General features: G+C 48.3%; 16 protein-coding genes. 5 read left to right on the top strand and 11 right to left on the bottom strand.

The genetic code is table 11. The features are described 5' to 3' along the window. Nucleotides 1-142: 142 nt before the first annotated feature. Nucleotides 143-2,641: a TonB-dependent receptor plug domain-containing protein gene (locus ORJ00_RS18340; RefSeq protein WP_306140526.1), complete on the top strand. Its 2,499-nt coding sequence runs from the start codon at nt 143-145 to the stop codon at nt 2,639-2,641. A 98-nt stretch (nt 2,642-2,739) separates the two neighbouring features. Here the strand turns inward: ORJ00_RS18340 and ORJ00_RS18345 are convergent, their stop codons facing one another. From ORJ00_RS18345 to ORJ00_RS18390, 10 genes are all read right to left on the bottom strand, one after another. After that, nucleotides 2,740-3,510, bottom strand: coding sequence for an EAL domain-containing protein (locus ORJ00_RS18345; RefSeq protein ID WP_306127091.1), 771 nt, complete (start codon nt 3,508-3,510; stop codon nt 2,740-2,742). A gap of 86 nt (nt 3,511-3,596) precedes the next feature. Beyond that, complete coding sequence (locus tag ORJ00_RS18350; RefSeq protein WP_306127092.1) at nt 3,597-4,238, bottom strand: class II aldolase/adducin family protein; 642 nt, start codon at nt 4,236-4,238, stop codon at nt 3,597-3,599. Nucleotides 4,239-4,357: 119 nt separating this feature from the next. After that, entirely contained in the window at nt 4,358-5,248 is an 891-nt protein-coding gene (locus tag ORJ00_RS18355; protein ID WP_306140527.1) for an ABC transporter ATP-binding protein, read from the bottom strand. Then, nucleotides 5,245-6,099, bottom strand: a complete 855-nt coding sequence (locus ORJ00_RS18360; protein ID WP_240474865.1) for an ABC transporter permease — start codon at nt 6,097-6,099, stop codon at nt 5,245-5,247. The genes ORJ00_RS18355 and ORJ00_RS18360 overlap by 4 nt, the downstream gene beginning before the upstream one ends. Next, nucleotides 6,083-7,123, bottom strand: coding sequence for a putative urea ABC transporter substrate-binding protein (locus ORJ00_RS18365; protein ID WP_027670982.1), 1,041 nt, complete (start codon nt 7,121-7,123; stop codon nt 6,083-6,085). The genes ORJ00_RS18360 and ORJ00_RS18365 overlap by 17 nt, the downstream gene beginning before the upstream one ends. A 6-nt stretch (nt 7,124-7,129) precedes the next feature. Then, the gene (locus ORJ00_RS18370) at nt 7,130-8,347 is read right to left on the bottom strand and encodes a toxic anion resistance protein (protein WP_306140528.1); all 1,218 of its coding nucleotides are present in this window, start codon (nt 8,345-8,347) and stop codon (nt 7,130-7,132) included. 18 nt (nt 8,348-8,365) lie between these two features. Further along, nucleotides 8,366-9,151 carry a hypothetical protein gene (locus ORJ00_RS18375; RefSeq protein WP_027670983.1) on the bottom strand — a complete coding sequence of 262 codons (786 nt, stop codon included), beginning with the start codon at nt 9,149-9,151 and terminating at the stop codon, nt 8,366-8,368. 2 nt (nt 9,152-9,153) lie between these two features. Further along, on the bottom strand, nt 9,154-10,695 hold the full coding sequence (locus tag ORJ00_RS18380) for a phosphate ABC transporter substrate-binding/OmpA family protein (protein ID WP_306140529.1): 1,542 nt from the start codon (nt 10,693-10,695) through the stop codon (nt 9,154-9,156). Next, a complete protein-coding gene (locus ORJ00_RS18385; RefSeq protein WP_305977244.1) occupies nt 10,695-11,453 on the bottom strand; it encodes a vWA domain-containing protein in 759 nt (252 codons plus the stop codon). The genes ORJ00_RS18380 and ORJ00_RS18385 overlap by 1 nt, the downstream gene beginning before the upstream one ends. A 12-nt stretch (nt 11,454-11,465) precedes the next feature. Continuing rightward, nucleotides 11,466-13,166, bottom strand: a complete 1,701-nt coding sequence (locus ORJ00_RS18390; protein WP_037054277.1) for an ABC transporter substrate-binding protein — start codon at nt 13,164-13,166, stop codon at nt 11,466-11,468. A 90-nt stretch (nt 13,167-13,256) separates the two neighbouring features. Here ORJ00_RS18390 and ORJ00_RS18395 point away from each other — a divergent pair, with 90 nt between their 5' ends. The 4 genes from ORJ00_RS18395 (at nt 13,257) to fre (ending at nt 16,160) form a co-directional block, all read left to right on the top strand. Then, the gene (locus ORJ00_RS18395; RefSeq protein WP_027670986.1) at nt 13,257-13,520 is read left to right on the top strand and encodes a DUF6471 domain-containing protein; all 264 of its coding nucleotides are present in this window, start codon (nt 13,257-13,259) and stop codon (nt 13,518-13,520) included. Between the two features lie 140 nt (nt 13,521-13,660). Further along, complete coding sequence (ubiD, locus tag ORJ00_RS18400) at nt 13,661-15,151, top strand: 4-hydroxy-3-polyprenylbenzoate decarboxylase (protein WP_306140530.1); 1,491 nt, start codon at nt 13,661-13,663, stop codon at nt 15,149-15,151. Next, nucleotides 15,148-15,426, top strand: coding sequence for a 2Fe-2S iron-sulfur cluster-binding protein (locus ORJ00_RS18405; protein ID WP_027670988.1), 279 nt, complete (start codon nt 15,148-15,150; stop codon nt 15,424-15,426). Before ubiD ends, ORJ00_RS18405 begins: the two co-directional genes overlap by 4 nt. A 26-nt stretch (nt 15,427-15,452) precedes the next feature. Continuing rightward, nucleotides 15,453-16,160, top strand: a complete 708-nt coding sequence (gene fre / locus ORJ00_RS18410; protein ID WP_027670989.1) for an NAD(P)H-flavin reductase — start codon at nt 15,453-15,455, stop codon at nt 16,158-16,160. A gap of 48 nt (nt 16,161-16,208) precedes the next feature. Here fre and ORJ00_RS18415 read toward each other — a convergent pair whose 3' ends face one another. Further along, entirely contained in the window at nt 16,209-17,525 is a 1,317-nt protein-coding gene (locus ORJ00_RS18415) for a TonB family protein (RefSeq protein ID WP_306140531.1), read from the bottom strand. Nucleotides 17,526-17,590 lie beyond the last annotated feature (65 nt).

A 17,590-nucleotide genomic window follows, 5' to 3' on the forward strand; every position in this document is an offset into this window, starting at 1 on the left:
ATAAGCCATCTGGATGGCTATGCTATAACACTTTTGCCAATATGCGCTACAGTTATATCACCTTAACAGGTGCTTGCAGAACAGGCAGTTAACTGCAACACAATATAAATCCGGGGCACAACAATAATATATGGAGAACACTATGCGCGCTTTTAAACCTGCTGCACTCACATTGGCGCTGGCAACTGCGCTGGGCGCGGGGCATGCTTATGCACAGCAAGATGATAATGCAGAGGCTTCAGTTGATGAGAAAATAGAACAAATTGTTGTTACCGGCACCCGCGTGGCGGGCCGTTCCGTGTCTGATACCGCAGTACCCATTGACATTGTTGGGGCTGACGTACTGGAACGTGCGGGTAATACCGAGCTAAACCAAGCACTGTCGGTGGCATTGCCCTCGTTTAACTTTCCCCGTCCGGGGCTGGCAGATGGCACAGACACCATTAGACCGGCAACGTTACGTGGTTTATCACCGGATCAGTCACTGGTGTTAGTTAATTCAAAACGCCGCCACGCCGCCTCTTTGGTTAACGTTAATGGCACCGTGGGCCGAGGCTCGTCTGCGGTGGATTTAAATACCATTCCTACAGCCGCCATTAAAGCGGTTGAAGTGCTACGGGATGGCGCCTCAGCGCAGTATGGTTCTGACGCCATTGCCGGGGTATTAAACATCCGGCTGCGTGAAGCCAGCGAAGGTGGCAACGTAACGGTATCGTACGGTGTACGTGACACCAGCTATAGCACTCCTACCTCAGCGCCCCCTGCCGGCGCTACCTGGAGCTCACCTAACCCGGTGTCGCGCTCACTGACCGACGGTGAAACCCTGACATTTTCCGGCTGGAAAGGCTTTGATCTAGACGGCAAAGGCTTTGTTACGGTGTCGGCAGAATACAAAGACGCCGAACGTACCGAACGCGGCGGCTGGGATTACCGCCAGCAGTACCCAAAGATAAACGATGAATTCGATCCAAGGGAGCAAACCATTGAACGCTTTAACGCCTGGTATGGCGAACCACAGTTAGAGCAAATGACATTATTTGTGAATGCCGGGCTTAATGTTGGCCCAGGCAAACTATACAGCTGGTTTAGTTATCAGGACAGAGCAGCAAAATCGGGCGGCTTTTATCGGCGGGCACAGGATGATAGAAATGTCATTGAAGTACACCCCGATGGTTTTTTGCCAATTATTGCGCCAGATGTAACAGACAGCAGTGCCGCTGTAGGCTACGAATGGGATAGTGGTGACTGGAGCTTTGATGCCTCTGTGGTATATGGCTATAACCAGATGGAATTTACCATTGAAAACACGGTAAACCGCTCAATTGGCCCTACCAGCAAAACGGTATTTGATGCCGGTGGTTTTGACTACGACCAGCTGGTGGGTAATTTTTCTGCGGTAACCAGCTTTGATGTTGCTGCATTAGCGTCACCGGTCAATATTGCGACAGGGCTTGAAGTACGCCGCGAGAGCTACAGTATCTTTGCCGGTGAGCCAGACTCCTATCGCAACGGCGGTGTGCTGCTACCAAATGGTAACCCTACCCAAAGTGGTGCTCAGGTGTTTCCGGGGTTTCGGCCTGCAAATGAGGTAGATGAAAGCCGCAACTCGGTAGGTGTGTTTGTTGATATGGAAGCCAATATTACCGATCAGGTATTGGGCTCGGTGGCGCTGCGGGCAGAAGATTATTCTGACTTTGGCAGCAACCTAACCGGTAAGCTGGCACTGCGCTGGGACATTACCGACAGTTTTGCCCTACGCAGTTCTATGCAAAATGGCTTTAGGGCGCCGTCGCTGCAGCAACAGTACTTTACCAGCACCTCGACTAACTTTATCAACGGTGTGCCTTTTGATATTACCACCTTTCCGGTAAACAACCCTGTGGCGGTGGCATTGGGGGCCAAGCCACTGGATGCTGAAGAGTCAACCAACTTCTCCTTGGGTACGGTATTTCGGCTGGGGGATGTCTCCATTACCCTGGATGGTTACCGCATAAATATTGATGATCGTATTGTATTGTCAGAAAACCTGACGGCGGCAAACGTACGGCAGTACCTGGTAGATCAGGGGTTTATCGGCATAGGCGGCGGGCGCTTCTTTATCAATGGCGTAGATACCGAAACCACTGGGCTTGATCTGGTGGTAAATTGGAATCTGCCTACCGACAAGACTGGTGATTTTGATGTCACCATGGTGGCAAACGTTAACTCAACCGATGTTACCGCAATACCTGAAACAGCAGAGCTTAGCGCACTTGACCCGGCACCGGAGCTGTTTGGCCGTATAAACGTACTGACGTTTGAAGAAGGCACGCCAAAAAACAAACTTGGCGCTATTGTAAACTGGAGCCTGGAACAATATGGCATTACGCTGCGGGCCACCCGTTATGGTGAAGTACTCACACCGGGAACTTCAGCAGAGCGCGACTTTACGCTTAGCCCGAAAACGCTGGTGGATATTGAGGGCCGCCTGCAACTTACCGACGGCTGGCGTTTAAGTGTGGGTATTGATAACGTATTTGACCAATACCCCGATGCGTTTCCAACGTCGCTAAATGGTACCGGCAATACATCGTTTTCGAACTATTCACCCTTTGGCCGCTCTGGCCGCTTGCTGTATGGCAAGGTAAGTTACAACTTCTGATAAAGAAGGCCGCTATCAAACAATAGCGGCCTTTTTGTAGTATAAATCTGTATCTTGGTTACACCGATAAGCAATATTCACATTAACAGCGCACTGCTTTAGATTAACCCGGTTACCTCGGCAGTAGTAATTAACTTTTCCAATTCTGGCCGGGCAAAATAGTATCCCTGGTAGTAACGAATACCCAGCCCCAATAAACAGTCAAGCTCGGCCTTGGTTTCCACGCCCTCGGCCAGCACCATAGTGCCTTGCAGTTCACATTGGGCAATGGTTTCCTCAACAATAAATTGCTTAGCGGGGTTTTCTTCAATATTGCGAATAAGCTGCATATCCAGTTTTAAAATATGCGGCCGCAGTTCAATCAGCCAGTCGAGCGTGGCAAAACCTGAGCCGTAGTCATCAATGGCGGTTTTAAAACCACGTTTGGCATAACTGCGGAATATCCGGTTTAAATGGTCTTTATCCGGAATTTGCTCGCCTTCGGTAACTTCAAACACCAGCTTGGTTAAATCAAACCCGTATAAATCAGCTGCTTCAATCGTCGCTTTTATACAGGTTTCCGGGTTATATACTGCATTGGGTAAAAAGTTGATATTCAGATAAGTACCACAGCCCAACTTAGCGGCAGTTTCAATCGCCTTTACTCGGCAAGCCTGGTCAAAATAATACTTATTGTCGTCGTTGATACGCTCAAACACCCAACCCGCGCCCTGGCCTTCAGGGCCACGCACCAGCGCTTCATAACCGCAAATAACCTGGTGTTTCCAATCAATAATAGGTTGAAATGCCATGCGGATTTGAAAACCTAAGGATTGGCCGCTTAGGCAGTCGCTGCAAGTTTGTTGTTTAATTTGCTCAGGAAAATCCATCAACAACCTTAATGCCTAAAAAAAAATGGGTTACTAAACTTTAGCGAGTACTTGCCGCATTTACCAACTATAAATGGGTGATTTCGTTAATCAGAGCCCATGTCGAGACCAAGCGCTACCGCATAACACGCAATCAACCTTTGCCCGGCTTGCTCAGCGTTGCAACCAAAGGCCACCACGCCATCTTCATGGCCGGCCATGGTAAAAATGCCTTGCTGTAATACATTTGTCTCTGCAAATAGCCGTGCCACTTCATCAGCCATGGCTACGGTACCATAAGGCACGTCTGCCCGGGTTTGAGGTAAACCAAGTTTGCTCGCCAGCTGCCATATTTGCGGGCAGTGAGCATGAATTACAAAGTTAATATTGTTACTAAGCTGATACAACTGGCCGTGAGTCATGGCCTCTGAGGAGGGTTGTGTCGCCCCACTGGCGGCTATCTGGTTTTGTTGAGGCTGACAAGCGGTTACCAACGCATAATCGTTGGCTGCCATATTCGCAATGCCGCCGGTTTGGGTACCGCTAATAATAAATTGATTATCACTGCCAAAACGCTGGCTGATATTGCCAAAACCATAGTTGTCATAGCGCGTTGGCGTTTGGCCCAGCATCCCCAGCTGCAGCATAATAGTGCGCCAGCTGTTAATTTCCAGCACATCAGCCGTGGTTAGCACTGTTTGCTGGCTAAAATCCAACTGAAATTTTATAACCCCTTCGAGCTCTGTCATTCAAAAACCTGCGTTAATTACACCGCGGCCATTATAAAGCGCTCTAACACTGCATCCCAGCCGCATAGCAGGCTGCATAGCCATGACACCCAACTATGAGGCCGGCTATGTGAAGCAGATTAAGATTGGTTTTCTTCCCGGGTCAGAGTTTGAAATGAGTGAGGATGTTTTAAGTTGAAATCACGCACATGGCAACGATTATTCGGGCTAAAGCCATTGGCTCTTACCTGTTCAACGAAGGCTTTGAAATATGCGCTAGATTTTTCCGTGGTTGGCAATGCCTCTCGTGCCAAACGGTAATCGCCGACAATTTTTGCGCCCCGGGCCACTGTAGGCTCTTCACCGCGGTCATCCGTATAATATTGTGATAACACCAATAACCTCGTGCCGATATAACACGCTTCGTCCAGATCGTGGGTAACGAAGAAAATGGTGAGTTTGTGTTCTTCATGCAGCTCCATCAGATAGATCTGCATTTGTTCGCGGGTATCCGGGTCTAAGGCGCCAAAAGGCTCGTCCATCAACAACAAAGGCGGCTTGCTCATCAACGCTTGGGCTATAGCAACCCGCTGCTGCATGCCACCGGATAATTCGTGCGGAAATTTACGCATGGCATCAACCAGCCGCAACCGCTCTAACATACTAATCGCAAATACTTCATCGTCTTTGTCACGCTTCCACGGCAGATACCAAGCTTGCTTACTTAACCTAGAGCCAGCCATAACATTATCAAACACCGTCATATGTGGAAATAACGAATACTTTTGATACACAATGCCACGATGCGGATCAGGGTGACGCGCCGGTGCACCATCAATTATAATGCTTCCCGCGTCGGCAAACTCTTGCCCTAACAACAAGCGTAATAAGGTACTTTTACCACAACCACTGGGCCCAACCAGAGTACACAATTCACCCGCAGCTACTTTCAAATCGATATTATCGAGTACCAGCTTATTGCCGTATGATTTATAGACATCTTCGATACTAAGCTTATTATTCTGATTCACTTACTATTTACTCCGGCGTACCAAGGATATAAGCGCCGCGCCAACACGCGCAAAGCCCAATCCAGTAAAAAGCCAATCAAGGTGATCCAGGCTACATAGGGAATAATAATATCCATCGCCAGATAACGCCGCACCAAGAAGATGCGATATCCCAAACCATCCGTCGACGCAATCGCCTCAGCTGCGATTAAAAACAACCAGGCTGCGCCCAGACTTAACCGGAACGTATCCAATGCGCGCGGCATAATTTGTGGTAATGCAATACGATATAAGTACGCCAACTGCGTACCACCTAAGGTTAGTGTCTTTACCAGTTGCTCTCTTGGAATGGCTTTGGTCGCAATAAATACGTCCCGTGTCATTAATGGAAAGGTGCCGATAAAAATTAATGCTACCTTGCCAACCTCATCCACACCCAGTGTAATAAACAGCATTGGCAGTAATGCCAGCGGCGGAATCATAGAAATAAAGGTAATAAAAGGGCTGGCGCTAGCCTCCAAACCACGAAAGGCGCCCATATTTAGCCCCAACCAAAGCGCAGCAACAAAGGCCAGACTACAACCCAATGCTAAGCGCGTTAAACTCGATAGCGTATCCGCCCAGAAAACATACTGGCCATTGCGCGGACTTGGCTGCATGACCAACGGCTGCATGGCTTCTACCATCTGACTGAAACCAGGTAACAGTTTATCGTCTGGGTTGTCCAACTTTCGTGCATGCGAAGCATACGCATACAGCGCAATGATCAATATAAAAGGTAACAGGCCCAATACCAGCTTATGCCAGTTGCGTGGTGTGGCATGCACACCAAACAACCGCGCAGGCTGCACCGGCTTATAATTTGCCGTCACGCGCCATCTCCATATAACTGGCGTCGAAGCGCAGTTTTACATTCTTGCTGTTACCTAAAACCTTACCGTCCGCAAAACTGATGCCCACGTGGTCAACCGTTTTAGCACCAACACCGAACAGGCCTTTGGCAAAACTGAATTGCCTTACGCTGTCCATGGTCTCAGCGAGCTTGCTGTTGGTTGCCACAGCAACGGCATCGGCTGGCTGATAAAACATCTGCGTGGTTTGCAACTGTGCATTAAATTCAGCATCCGTTGACCCGGCAGAGCGTGCCATCGCGCTTATTGCCTCTTTCTGCGCTTTGCCGCCGCCACTCATCACTGCCATTGTTTCATACCAGGCACCTGTTAACGCTTTTTTGAACCGCTCATCCGCTGCGGTTTTCACCAGCGTCAAATCGAGAATTTCTGCCGGAATTTTTGCAGAATCAAACAGTAAATTGGCATTTTTCACCTGTCTGACTTGCTGCAGTGGCGGATTCCACGTCACAACAGCAACGTCTTTTTGTGCCACAAAAGCTGAGGCAATATCAGCGTCTGAGGTATTTACCACGCGGATATCACGCTCACTCATACCGTGCATTTCCAACGCGCGCGCTAATAAATAGTGTGAAACCGACAGCTCTACCAGTAAAACATCTTTGCCTTTTAAATCGGCAACAGTTTTTGCATTGCGCATCACAATACCGTCGTTACCTGCCGAGTAGTCGCCAATAATAAGTGCTGTAGAATCAATACCACCAGAAGCGGGTATGGTTAACGCATCCATATTTGTCATAGTACAGGCATCAAACTGGCCCGCCGTGTACAGATTGATCGACTCAACGTAGTCGTTCACCAACGTCAGCTCAATTTCTATACCATATTTATCTGCCCATTTTTTCAGGATGCCAGACTCTTCTGCGTAAGCCCACGGCTCCCAGCCTGTGTAATGTGACCAAGCCATTTTAAATTTATCCGCAGCCAAAGCACTGCAACTGGCCAGCAACGCTGTGCCCAGTATAACGGAACGAAATAATTTCATCGGGTGTTACTCCTTGTTATCCAACTCAAATAATTGATCAATCTGGCTGCCTAAACCCAGTTTGGCTTGCGAATCACGGCCTTTTAACAAAGACTCAATACGCTCTGCATTAGCAAGATTTGCCTGCTCCATCTCGGTAATATTCTGTTGCATCTGTGGCAGGGCGTCACGGCGGAACTGCTGAATGTCATCCAATGCTGCAGCAATATCGGCAAACGCTGTGCGCAGCACGGCAATATCTAGCTGTGTTGCAGCGGCTTGCTTATGGATAGCCACCCCTTGGGTGCGTAATTTACTGGCCGTGCCAGCAATTAACTTATTAGTGGTTTCGTTAACTGCAGTAACTTTAGCCAGTGTAATACGCTGATTTTCTAATGCCAGCGCTAATGTTACCGCCGTTTGCAGCGCCGTTACCGTAACATTCAGCGCTCGCTGCACACCACGAATTAACTCTTTGTTGTTACGGATGATCACTTCGACGGTGAGCACAGCTTGCTGTGCTACGGCTTGCTGTTGCTGCAAGTCCATAATGCGCTGACGCAAAGGGAACAGCAGTTCTTGCTCAATAAACGCGTAGCGCGGATCATCTTTTAGCAACTCGTTGAGCCTGGCACTAAGCTTCAAATCAATTTGCTGGCCCAGCACGACGGCTTGAGCCAGTTTTTTGGTCAATTGTTGTAAAAACTTCTGATCATCTGCCAACGTAATGTTGTCACGTTTCAGTTGCTCTGCCCCTTTATCCAGAGCGTCAATAATGTTGTCAATCACGCCACTGGCAGACTGAAACTTTGAAAAGTAACGCCGCATTGCGGTGCCTACGCCGGGGACCAGCGACAGCAAGCGCCGTAAACCTGACATGGAAAAATCGTACTGATTCGGATCAAGGTCTTCTACTGTGTCACGCAGGTCCAGCAATGACTTTGCCACAGGCCCGCCATCTTCACTGTTGCGCGCCAATGTTGCTATTGGCTGTTTTAAAATCTCAGAACGGCGCGAGGCTTCTTGCTGTAGCTTTAAGCCCATGGTTTCTACAGATTGTACCGCTTGCTGCTTTGCCGTTTCATTGTCGACATCAACAGCAAACAACTGCGCAACAACCTGATCCGCAGCTTGAATAATATCAGCTGGCACTTGTTGCTGCGCTGGCGTATCGACTTCAGCGCTAAGCATGTCGGCAGTCACGGCCTGCAATGCAGCATTTTCACTTACATCTGATGTTGTCATATCTCTCTCCATTAATGCTTATTGGCTGGCATATTCTGCCAGGCGCAGGCCCTGACGATGCAACTCAGCAATGGCAGACTCTGTATCTGAGTCTGCCATACCACGCTCTACTTTCGTTCTGGCTAAACGCTGTGTTACATCATCCAGCTGGGTTAAAGCTTTTTCGTTCAACAACAACAGTTCGCTGATTTGTGCCAACGTGCTGTTAAAGCCTTCCAATCGGCTTAACAAAGCAGGCCGCTCTGGTGCCGATGCTGACAGGCCAGCAATACGTTGCCGCAGTCTGTCGGCGTTAATAGCACCCAGTGCCTTTTGCGCGATCATGGCATTGCGTATATTATCCAAGCCACTTAAATACACTTGCTCTGCTACTCCCAAGTAACGGGCGTAAGTCAGTTCTGTTATGGCAAACCTATCAGCTAACACAGCAACAAAAGTGGAGAACTTCACATCAAAGGTATCCACTTGCTCTGCTGCTAACGGCAAATCCAGCCCGGCCAACTCTTGTTTGATACTGCTAATGACGTGTTGACGGCGTTGCTCCATCTTGCGCGTGGCTTGCATTAAAATGTTTTTGGCATGCTCATCTCGACGCCAGCCAAATTCGGTGGCAAATGCCGTTACCGCCGTTGCAGCACCAAAACCAACAACACCCAGCGCCAGGCCGCCAAAACCAAACAGCGCACCGGTAACAACCCCTAAACCACTTAATACTGCTGGATAGAGCACAAAAGGGCTTATCGCCGCTTTTTGTGCTACAGCACGTCTAATTTGCGCGGGTTGAAATAGGTCTTTTGCCGCCATGCTTACAGCTGCTCAGTTAAGAAAATTAGCTCAACCCGTGGCAGGCGATAAAAATAACTTCGCTCGCTTTCACCCGGTTGTCGTGCCAGCGGCTGCTCACCACCGACCCCTTGCGCACGCATTCGGTTTATAGCAAAACTATGTGTCAATTCTAAATAACGAGCAACGGCATCAGCTCTGTCTTGCGATAACTGTCGGTTTGCAGCAGCATCACCCCGCACACCTGAATGACCGCGGATATCAATATAAAAATGTGGATAATGTGACAAGGTTGCAGCAATTTCATCAAGCCGGGTTTTGTCATCTAATGACAACACATCACTGCCGGAAGAAAAATTGATTGCCCGCAATTTTAATGTGCCAACTTCTCGCATATTCTGCCACTGCGCCGCACTTAAAGCGGCATAGTTTTGTTTTGCCTGCGGTAGTGCATCAGCTGCGCCAGTAAAACCGGCGTTACTTTGTAAATGTAACTGATGCACAAAGCTGCTGTTTAGCAATCGATACGGATCTGCATCCGGCAGTGGGTTACGGTTCAAATCACCATAATCTGTCAGCACTGAAATGACTGATTCAATACTACTTATCGCCGCTTCTTTTGACGGTACCTTGGCATCATGCGCCATCCAGGTTAGTGCATTGTCCGTTAGAGATGCCCAGGCAACACCTTTTACCATAGTGTCAACGTCAGCTTCTGCTAAACCAGTATGTAGAACAAGTTCTTGCTGCAACAGCTTGGGTTCATCCCGATAACGTTTCAGCACGCGAAAATACTGTTGCAAAAACACACTAACCAACTCAGGCTTTTTCGCCACCAGATCACGCTGAGCAACCAACACATCAACGACCATGCGCTCAGTTTGCTCAGTACCTATAAGACGATGAAACTGTTTGTCTTGCAGCGCGCGACTAACATCTGGCTCCCATAGCACGGCTACATCAACCTGACCTTGCTGTAATGCTTGTAACGCTTGGGCTGAACCATCAGTTGCTACCAGCCATGGCTTTGACTTTGCCAGCGGCGGCAGATCAAAATGCACCGCAAGCGACTTAGCCAAAAACTCACTGGGCGATGATGGTGTAAGTGCAACCTTAATATCGCCGGTTTTTAAGTCATTCAGCGATGCAAAACGCGTTTTACGCGCAATGATCGCATCACCACCTTTGGACTCGTCAATGACACTGACAATAACACCCGGATAGCGAACCGCGGCGCCGGCAACAATGTAGCTATCCACCGTTGCCACGGCAAAATCGATGTTGCCCTGTTGTAATTGTTTCATTCGGCCCGGATAGTCGGCACCATCATCAACGCACTCGAGCACATAACCGAGCTCGCGCAGGCGCTTTTTCAACTCAGCTGAACACAGAGGGTAATAACCAACCCAGGAGTCAACCGCAATACGGATGCGATCTTTTGCACCGGACGCATCAGAGCTGGCTTTAAAAGCATTTTCCAGATGTTGCTCTTTAAACAGGTAGTAACCACCGATTGCAATAGCGCCGAGCAGAAACAACACCATAGCCGAACGAGCGTGGTTCATTAGTTTTCAGATCCGTTGTAATCAAGCAGATTGTAATCATCAGCTTCAGCCAAAACTTGCGCCAGACCAGCGTCCAACTCTGCTGGGTTGCTAGCTGCCGCATAATAAGTTTGCCCCGGAATGTTTAAGCTATGCCCTTCGCCAATACAAAAACCTATGGTATGAATTTGAACGGGTGACTCACGCAGGATTTTCCTGACAATCGGTTCAGGGTCTTCGTTGTTACTGGCTTCACCATCGGTAATAATAACTAAATGGTATTCACCATACCCCAGCTGCTTTTGCGCTTGTTTAGTCAAGGCTTCATATCCAGCCTCGGCTGCTGAGCGCAAGGGAGTCCCTCCGTTGGCTAGCACACGTTTAACCGACTCTATTAGTTGGCTTCTGTTTTGCCCTAAGGGCACTCGTTCCTGAGCGCCGTAGTGGTCAAAAACATATAAGCCGATATTCGCTGTTGACGGAATGTTTTGAATAAATTTGTTTATGGCGGACTTTGCGACGTCAATTTTTTCCTGCGATGACGCACACTTACTATCCGACATAGAACCGGAACCGTCAAAAACCAGATAATAGTTTTGTGTCAGTAAATTATCTGCTAAAGACTGATTTTGGCTCGCTGCCGGCCAGTCATAACGAGTGGCCGCTAAGGCGTAGCTTTTTTGCTGTGCCGTTTCTTCGACAGTATCTTGTGCTACAGGCTCAATAGCAGGACCACAGCCAGCAAGGCATAAAGCAGATAATAATAGTGCTGTTCTCATTTTCATCCTGCTCTACAGTGGTTTAAACACGTCAGCTTCAGCTTCAACCTGAATAATGCGAAACACCACCCGCATATTAGACCGCCATTCCTGCTCCGTTTTCGGTGCACAAGGTTCGTCGCCGCATATGCCCGTTTTCGGCAACGCAATGCCGTGCCCAACGGTAACAAACTGGCTGGAATCGAGCGCCAAACCCTTGGTATTGGCATAAGCTATAATTTCACTGCGCACACTTTGTGCACGGCTGAAACTGAGGTTTTTGGCAGACTGTTTAACCCGCCCCAACACTAACGCGTTTTCATCAGCCTTTTTCTGGCGTAAGTAACCCATGGGGTCGGTATGACCTTCTACTGTAATAAGTGCTCCGCCATAAGTAGAGGCTAAGTTTATAACTTTATCAAAGGCTTCTTTATAAAGATCTGCGCTAAAAGCATTTTGGTTTGGTGCAAAATACACCTCAAAAGAATATAACTCACCTTCAGCAAGTGAACCTTGTTGTTGCTTGCGTGATACAACAGCGGCAGCAGCGTTTTCATTAAATCGTACTGACTCGACCGACTTCACTGCACCAATACCAGTGCGCAGCAACTCATAATTCCAATTGTTTGCTGTCAAAGACATAGCGCCCGTTGCCATTTGTAAGGCTTTTACACCCGCCAGTGACTCCTCGGCAATGACAGAAAAACGACGCAAATCGTTACTACTGGAAAAAAAAGCTTTATTACCATTAAACAAAGCCAGCGCTGCGTCTTGATAAAGCCCCTCAGCATCAGCCGTTGCAGTCTCTGCATCCAATAACAACCGTGCTGATGCACGCAGGAAGCTGTTGTAGTCTTGTTTCTGTTGATTCCGCTGAGCAACCAACGTGGCAACCTGCTCCTGGGCTTTCAATAAAGTACCGACAAAAGCCTGCACTTGCGCTGGCTGTTGCTGCAGATAATCACTGCGCACGGCGTAAACATCAACGATCACTTTGTTGGCAGTTTTGGTTGACAGTAAAATACGCGCGCCCTTTACTGAATCCTCTGAGCCAGTGCCGACAGCACCATTTGACGTTAACGCCAGCGCATCGGGCGTAATAACAAAGGCAGCATCTATCTCTTTAGTTCGCAACGCCGCGGCTGGTGAATTATTGGTACCTGTTAAATCTGCAACCCAACGCAGGTTTACATCTTTTACTGACATGCCAGCATCTTGCAAAATGCGCGTTAGGTAGTCGACATGAGGGCCATAGGCTTGCAACACGATGGTTTTGCCTTTCAAATCAGCCACGGTACGAATGCTGTCTTTTACGACAAGGGCATCGCCGCCTGCCGAGTCAGACAATTTAAAAATAACAACCGGCTTTGTTCTGGTATCTTTGTTTAATAAGTCTGCCGCCATGTTCAACATGCCCATAGTACCGCGCAGATAGGGGGTTTGCCCGCTAAGATAATTCGATAGCTGCGTGGCGAAAACATCTTCACGCGCCAAATTGAAATCTAGCCCGGCAGCGGCAAACAAAGATTGAGGTGTTGATTTTTGACTATTGCCATTTGCATATATGGTGGCCATATCAGCACCCCAACTGATAATGGGTAGCTGCTGTTGGCCAGACTTTACTGTTGCTACCGGCGTTTTTACCACTTCCTGTAAAGGTTTAGGTTGAATATAATCCACCGCGAATACCGGTACGCACACCAGCGCCATTAACATTACACTTAACAATCTCATGGGCAGATTTCTCCATATTAAACCTATACCTTGCTATAAAGATGTGTACCATGTATTTTAAATGTGGTCAATGTTATTCAGGTGTGTATCATGAGCAACAAATTGCCGCATTGGAACTGTGTCGCGTCACGTCTGGTAAAGGCTGAATTGCAAAAACGGGGTATCAAATACGCTGAGCTAAGTAACTTGCTGGCCAATATAGGTATTGAGCAAACTCCTGCCAACTTACGCTCAAAACTCAGTAAAGGCATTTTTTCTGCCAGCTTATTGCTGCAAATATTTCATGTCATTTCAGCGGATATTAACCCAAGTGAATTGGGCGTCATTTTATGTGGCTGTGAAAAATCAAACTAATTGGCACAGCTGTGCATATCTCCTTTTATTTAGCGCTTTGGCAAAACTGGTCAGCGCGCAACAGAGCTGTATAATGTTGTCATTCTGATCGAAGTGGCATTTATGTCGTATTTATGCCCTTTCGTTGTTAAAAGGCCACTATGAAATATAAAGATCTGCGCGATTTTATTGCCCAGCTGGAACAGCGCGGTGAACTTGTTCGAGTTACCGTCGAAGTGGACCCGGTGCTGGAAATGACCGAAATTGCTGACCGCACGCTGCGCGCCGGTGGCCCGGCTATTTTATTTGAAAACCCCAAAGGCTATTCCATGCCGGTATTGGCTAACCTGTTTGGTACCCCGCAACGGGTGGCACTGGGCATGGGCCAGGAAGAGGTTTCTGCGCTGCGGGAAGTGGGCAAGCTATTGGCGTTTTTAAAAGAGCCAGAGCCGCCAAAAGGCTTGAAAGACGCTTTCAGTAAATTGCCTATTTTTAAGCAGGTGCTGAATATGTCGGTAAAGCAGGTGAAAAAAGCCGCCTGTCAGCAAATTGTGTTAAGTGATGAACAGGTTGATTTAACTCAGCTACCGGTAATGACCTGCTGGCCTGGTGATGCTGCACCGTTAATTACCTGGGGCTTGACCGTAACAAAGGGCCCACATAAAGAGCGTCAAAATCTGGGCATTTACCGTCAGCAAGTGCTGGGCAAAAATAAGCTGATTATGCGCTGGTTATCGCACCGCGGCGGCGCGCTGGATTTTTATGAGTTTCAAAAGGCCAATCCGGGACAAAATTATCCGGTATCGGTGGCCCTGGGAGCCGATCCAGCCACCATTCTGGGGGCGGTAACTCCGGTGCCAGATACATTGTCAGAGTATGGTTTTGCCGGTTTGCTACGTGGCGACAATACTGAAGTCGTAAAGTGCATCAGCAATGATTTACAGGTACCCGCCAGCGCTGAAATTGTACTGGAAGGCTATATTGCTCCGGGTGAAATGGCGCCCGAAGGGCCCTATGGCGATCACACTGGGTATTATAACGAGGTAGACAGTTTTCCGGTATTTACCGTAACCCATATAACAATGCGCAAAGACCCTATTTATCACAGCACCTATACCGGCAGACCACCGGATGAGCCGGCTATTCTGGGCGTGGCGTTAAATGAAGTTTTTGTGCCCATACTGCAAAAACAGTTTCCAGAAATTACCGATTTTTACCTGCCACCGGAGGGCTGCTCGTACCGGCTGGCTATTGTGACCATGAAAAAGCAGTACCCCGGGCACGCCAAGCGCGTAATGATGGGTGTTTGGTCGTTCCTGCGCCAGTTTATGTACACCAAGTTTGTGATTGTGTGCGATGACGATATCAATGCCCGTGACTGGCAGGATGTGATTTGGGCCATTACCACCCGTATGGACCCGGCACGCGATACCACACTGATTGAAAACACACCTATAGACTACCTTGACTTTGCCTCACCGGTCTCTGGCCTGGGTTCAAAGATGGGCATGGACGCTACCAATAAATGGCCGGGCGAAACCAACCGCGAATGGGGTGAGCCCATTGTAATGGACCCGGCTGTTAAGCAACGCGTAGATGCGATTTGGTCTACCTTGGGTATTACGTTGCCAATAAAGGACAGCAAATTGTGAGTTTTTTGGTCACTATTGCGCCAGCGCAGCTAAGTTTTACTGTGAAACCGGATGAAACCATCCTAGACGCTGCACTGCGTAACGGTATCGACTTTCCTAATCGTTGCCGCCAGGGCGTATGCACCAGCTGTGTCTGCAAATTAAAAAGTGGTGAGGTGCGTTATAGTGAACCGCAGCCGCTAACTGAGCTGGACAAACAACAGCAGTTTACTTACTGTTGTTTAGCCTACCCCTGTACCGATCTGGTTTTACACCATCCTTTTATCCAAAGCTAAGCGCTGAGGTTTTCGCGAAGAATATTATGACAACAATTTCCTGTAACGTAGATGTAATTGAAGCCTTAACCCCCACGGTTAATCGTGTGGTGTTAACGCCGGCTGAGCCGGTAACATTTGAAAGCGGCCAGTATTTACAACTTTACCTGAGCGACAGTGACAAACGGCCTTTTTCAATTGCCAGCACCCCCGCACAGCCGCAACTGGAGCTTCATATTGGTGGCGCGGTAGCCGATCAGTATGCCAGCCAGGCACTGGCGCACCTGTTGCAACAGCACCAGTTAAAGCAACCGGTGCAAGCAGAAATTGGCCTGGGTAATGCGCAATTTCGTGCCGACAGCGAGCGGCCACTAATTTTAGTCGCAGGCGGTACCGGGTTTTCTTATGTCTACAGCATTGCGCAAAGCATCGCGGCGACAAAAGTAGACCGACCGGTATTTGTTTACTGGGGCGTGCGTGAGCAGGCCGCGCTGTACCACAATGCAACAATGCAGCAGTGGGCAGCACAAAACAGTAAATACCGTTTTATTCCGGTCGTACAACAGCTGGATGAAAGTTGGCAGGGCCGCAGCGGCATGGTGCATGAAGCCGTGCTGGAAGATTTTGTTTCCTTAGAAGCCTACGATATTTATGTTGCTGGCCCGTTTGCCATGGCTGGCGTAGTGCGTAGCGCCTTTATTGAACAAGGTGCACATCGGGAACATATGTTTGGCGATGCCTTTGCCTATATCTAAAAATACAAAACGCCCACAAGGGGCGTTTTTATTATATACAGTAGACGGTTACATAAACTGTTTTTTCATTTCTTTTGCTGGCTGATAGTTTTTTGCTATCGCCTGCTCTAACAATGCCATACCCTGCTCACGCTGACCATTAATAATCAAGCGGGTACCCGTCCAGGCCATCACTTCAGCATCTTGCTGGCTTAACAAATAATTTTCCCATTGAGCATCATAAGCCGCCATTACACGCTGCGCGTCCAAATTACCATTTTTAGCTGCCTGCTCCCACCAAAACATGCCAGACATAGCACGAGAAGTTTGAATAGACGGTGTAACATAAACGCGCCGAGCACCATCAGTAGATGAACGCGCTACACGATATACATCCGTTTCTACTTTGCCTTTCAGTTTTAAACCTACCAGGCTGGTTAACTCACTACCCGGTTCAAAATCAGCTTTGATTTGTTCAGTAATCGTGCCGTCTTCAGCTACCCTGACAATCGCACGCCCCCAAAAACCATCAAAGTCAGGACGAAGCACGGCATGCTTGGTATAAATACTAAAATCTGGCGTTGCGGCTAATGGCATATCAGGGTCGTACCAAAAGCTGTTCGGGCTTTGTATTTCAATTAACGACAACAAAGTCCCAAGCGCCAGCTGATACTCTGGCGCACCTAAAGCGGCGTACTCCCACAACTTATGCTGTTCCATCATGTTTTCTACAGCGGATAATTTAACGCCACCATCGAAGGAGTAATTTAACCGAACGTTCATCAGATGCTTTTGCCCACTGGGCTCAAAACGCCAGCGTTTCAGCGCCTGAATTGACGACTTTTCAAACACCTTCTTTGGATACGCATCCATGGTGTCCACCGCGGTAACTTCGCCCTGCTCATCAACTAAAAAGCGCAACGCTACATAACCAAACTGCCCTTGCCGCGCAGCCTCTATGGGGTAGTCAGGATGTACACGCCGAATAGGTTCAGGTGCGTTAGCATTGCGAGATTTGGTTAAATCTGTCGCGACAATAGCCACGCGTTGTTTTAACCGTTCAAACTCCTGATTGGCCAGCTCCAATTGTTGCTCACTGGCTTGCGCAGCCAAACGTGCCAATAAGTTTTTTGCCTGCTCATGCCGCAAGTCAGCGGCAAGCATAAAATAGGTTAGTGCTTTGGTCAGGTCTTGCGGTTGCCCTTCAGCCTGGTATGCCATAACACCTAAATTAAAAGCTGCCAGCTCATTGCCCAATGGCAACAACTCAGCAAACTGTTGCTGCGCATCAATATAGTTTTTTTGTTCATAAGCTTTTAACGCGTCCAACATGTCAGCTTGCACAGCGCCACAGCTTAGCAGCGCCAGCCAAATCCACTTTTTCATCCGGTTCCCTTAAACTGATTGATTTTATTAAGCTTGCTAGCAATTTACCGAAAAAGTTTTATTTT

Source organism: Rheinheimera baltica, assembly GCF_030731985.1.
Taxonomy (GTDB): Bacteria; Pseudomonadota; Gammaproteobacteria; order Enterobacterales; family Alteromonadaceae; genus Alishewanella; species Alishewanella baltica.

Excerpts from the sequence above, each read along its gene's own strand:
- ORJ00_RS18390 (WP_037054277.1), bottom strand. The coding sequence starts at position 13,166 with ATGAGATTGTTAAGTGTAATGTTAATGGCGCTGGTGTGCGTACCGGTA.
- ORJ00_RS18350 (WP_306127092.1), bottom strand. The coding sequence starts at position 4,238 with ATGACAGAGCTCGAAGGGGTTATAAAATTTCAGTTGGATTTTAGCCAG.
- fre (WP_027670989.1), top strand. The coding sequence starts at position 15,453 with ATGACAACAATTTCCTGTAACGTAGATGTAATTGAAGCCTTAACCCCC.
- ORJ00_RS18380 (WP_306140529.1), bottom strand. The coding sequence starts at position 10,695 with ATGAACCACGCTCGTTCGGCTATGGTGTTGTTTCTGCTCGGCGCTATT.
- ubiD (WP_306140530.1), top strand. The coding sequence starts at position 13,661 with ATGAAATATAAAGATCTGCGCGATTTTATTGCCCAGCTGGAACAGCGC.
- ORJ00_RS18365 (WP_027670982.1), bottom strand. The coding sequence starts at position 7,123 with ATGAAATTATTTCGTTCCGTTATACTGGGCACAGCGTTGCTGGCCAGT.
- ORJ00_RS18345 (WP_306127091.1), bottom strand. The coding sequence starts at position 3,510 with ATGGATTTTCCTGAGCAAATTAAACAACAAACTTGCAGCGACTGCCTA.
- ORJ00_RS18395 (WP_027670986.1), top strand. The coding sequence starts at position 13,257 with ATGAGCAACAAATTGCCGCATTGGAACTGTGTCGCGTCACGTCTGGTA.
- ORJ00_RS18340 (WP_306140526.1), top strand. The coding sequence starts at position 143 with ATGCGCGCTTTTAAACCTGCTGCACTCACATTGGCGCTGGCAACTGCG.
- ORJ00_RS18385 (WP_305977244.1), bottom strand. The coding sequence starts at position 11,453 with ATGAGAACAGCACTATTATTATCTGCTTTATGCCTTGCTGGCTGTGGT.
- ORJ00_RS18370 (WP_306140528.1), bottom strand. The coding sequence starts at position 8,347 with ATGACAACATCAGATGTAAGTGAAAATGCTGCATTGCAGGCCGTGACT.
- ORJ00_RS18375 (WP_027670983.1), bottom strand. The coding sequence starts at position 9,151 with ATGGCGGCAAAAGACCTATTTCAACCCGCGCAAATTAGACGTGCTGTA.
- ORJ00_RS18415 (WP_306140531.1), bottom strand. The coding sequence starts at position 17,525 with ATGAAAAAGTGGATTTGGCTGGCGCTGCTAAGCTGTGGCGCTGTGCAA.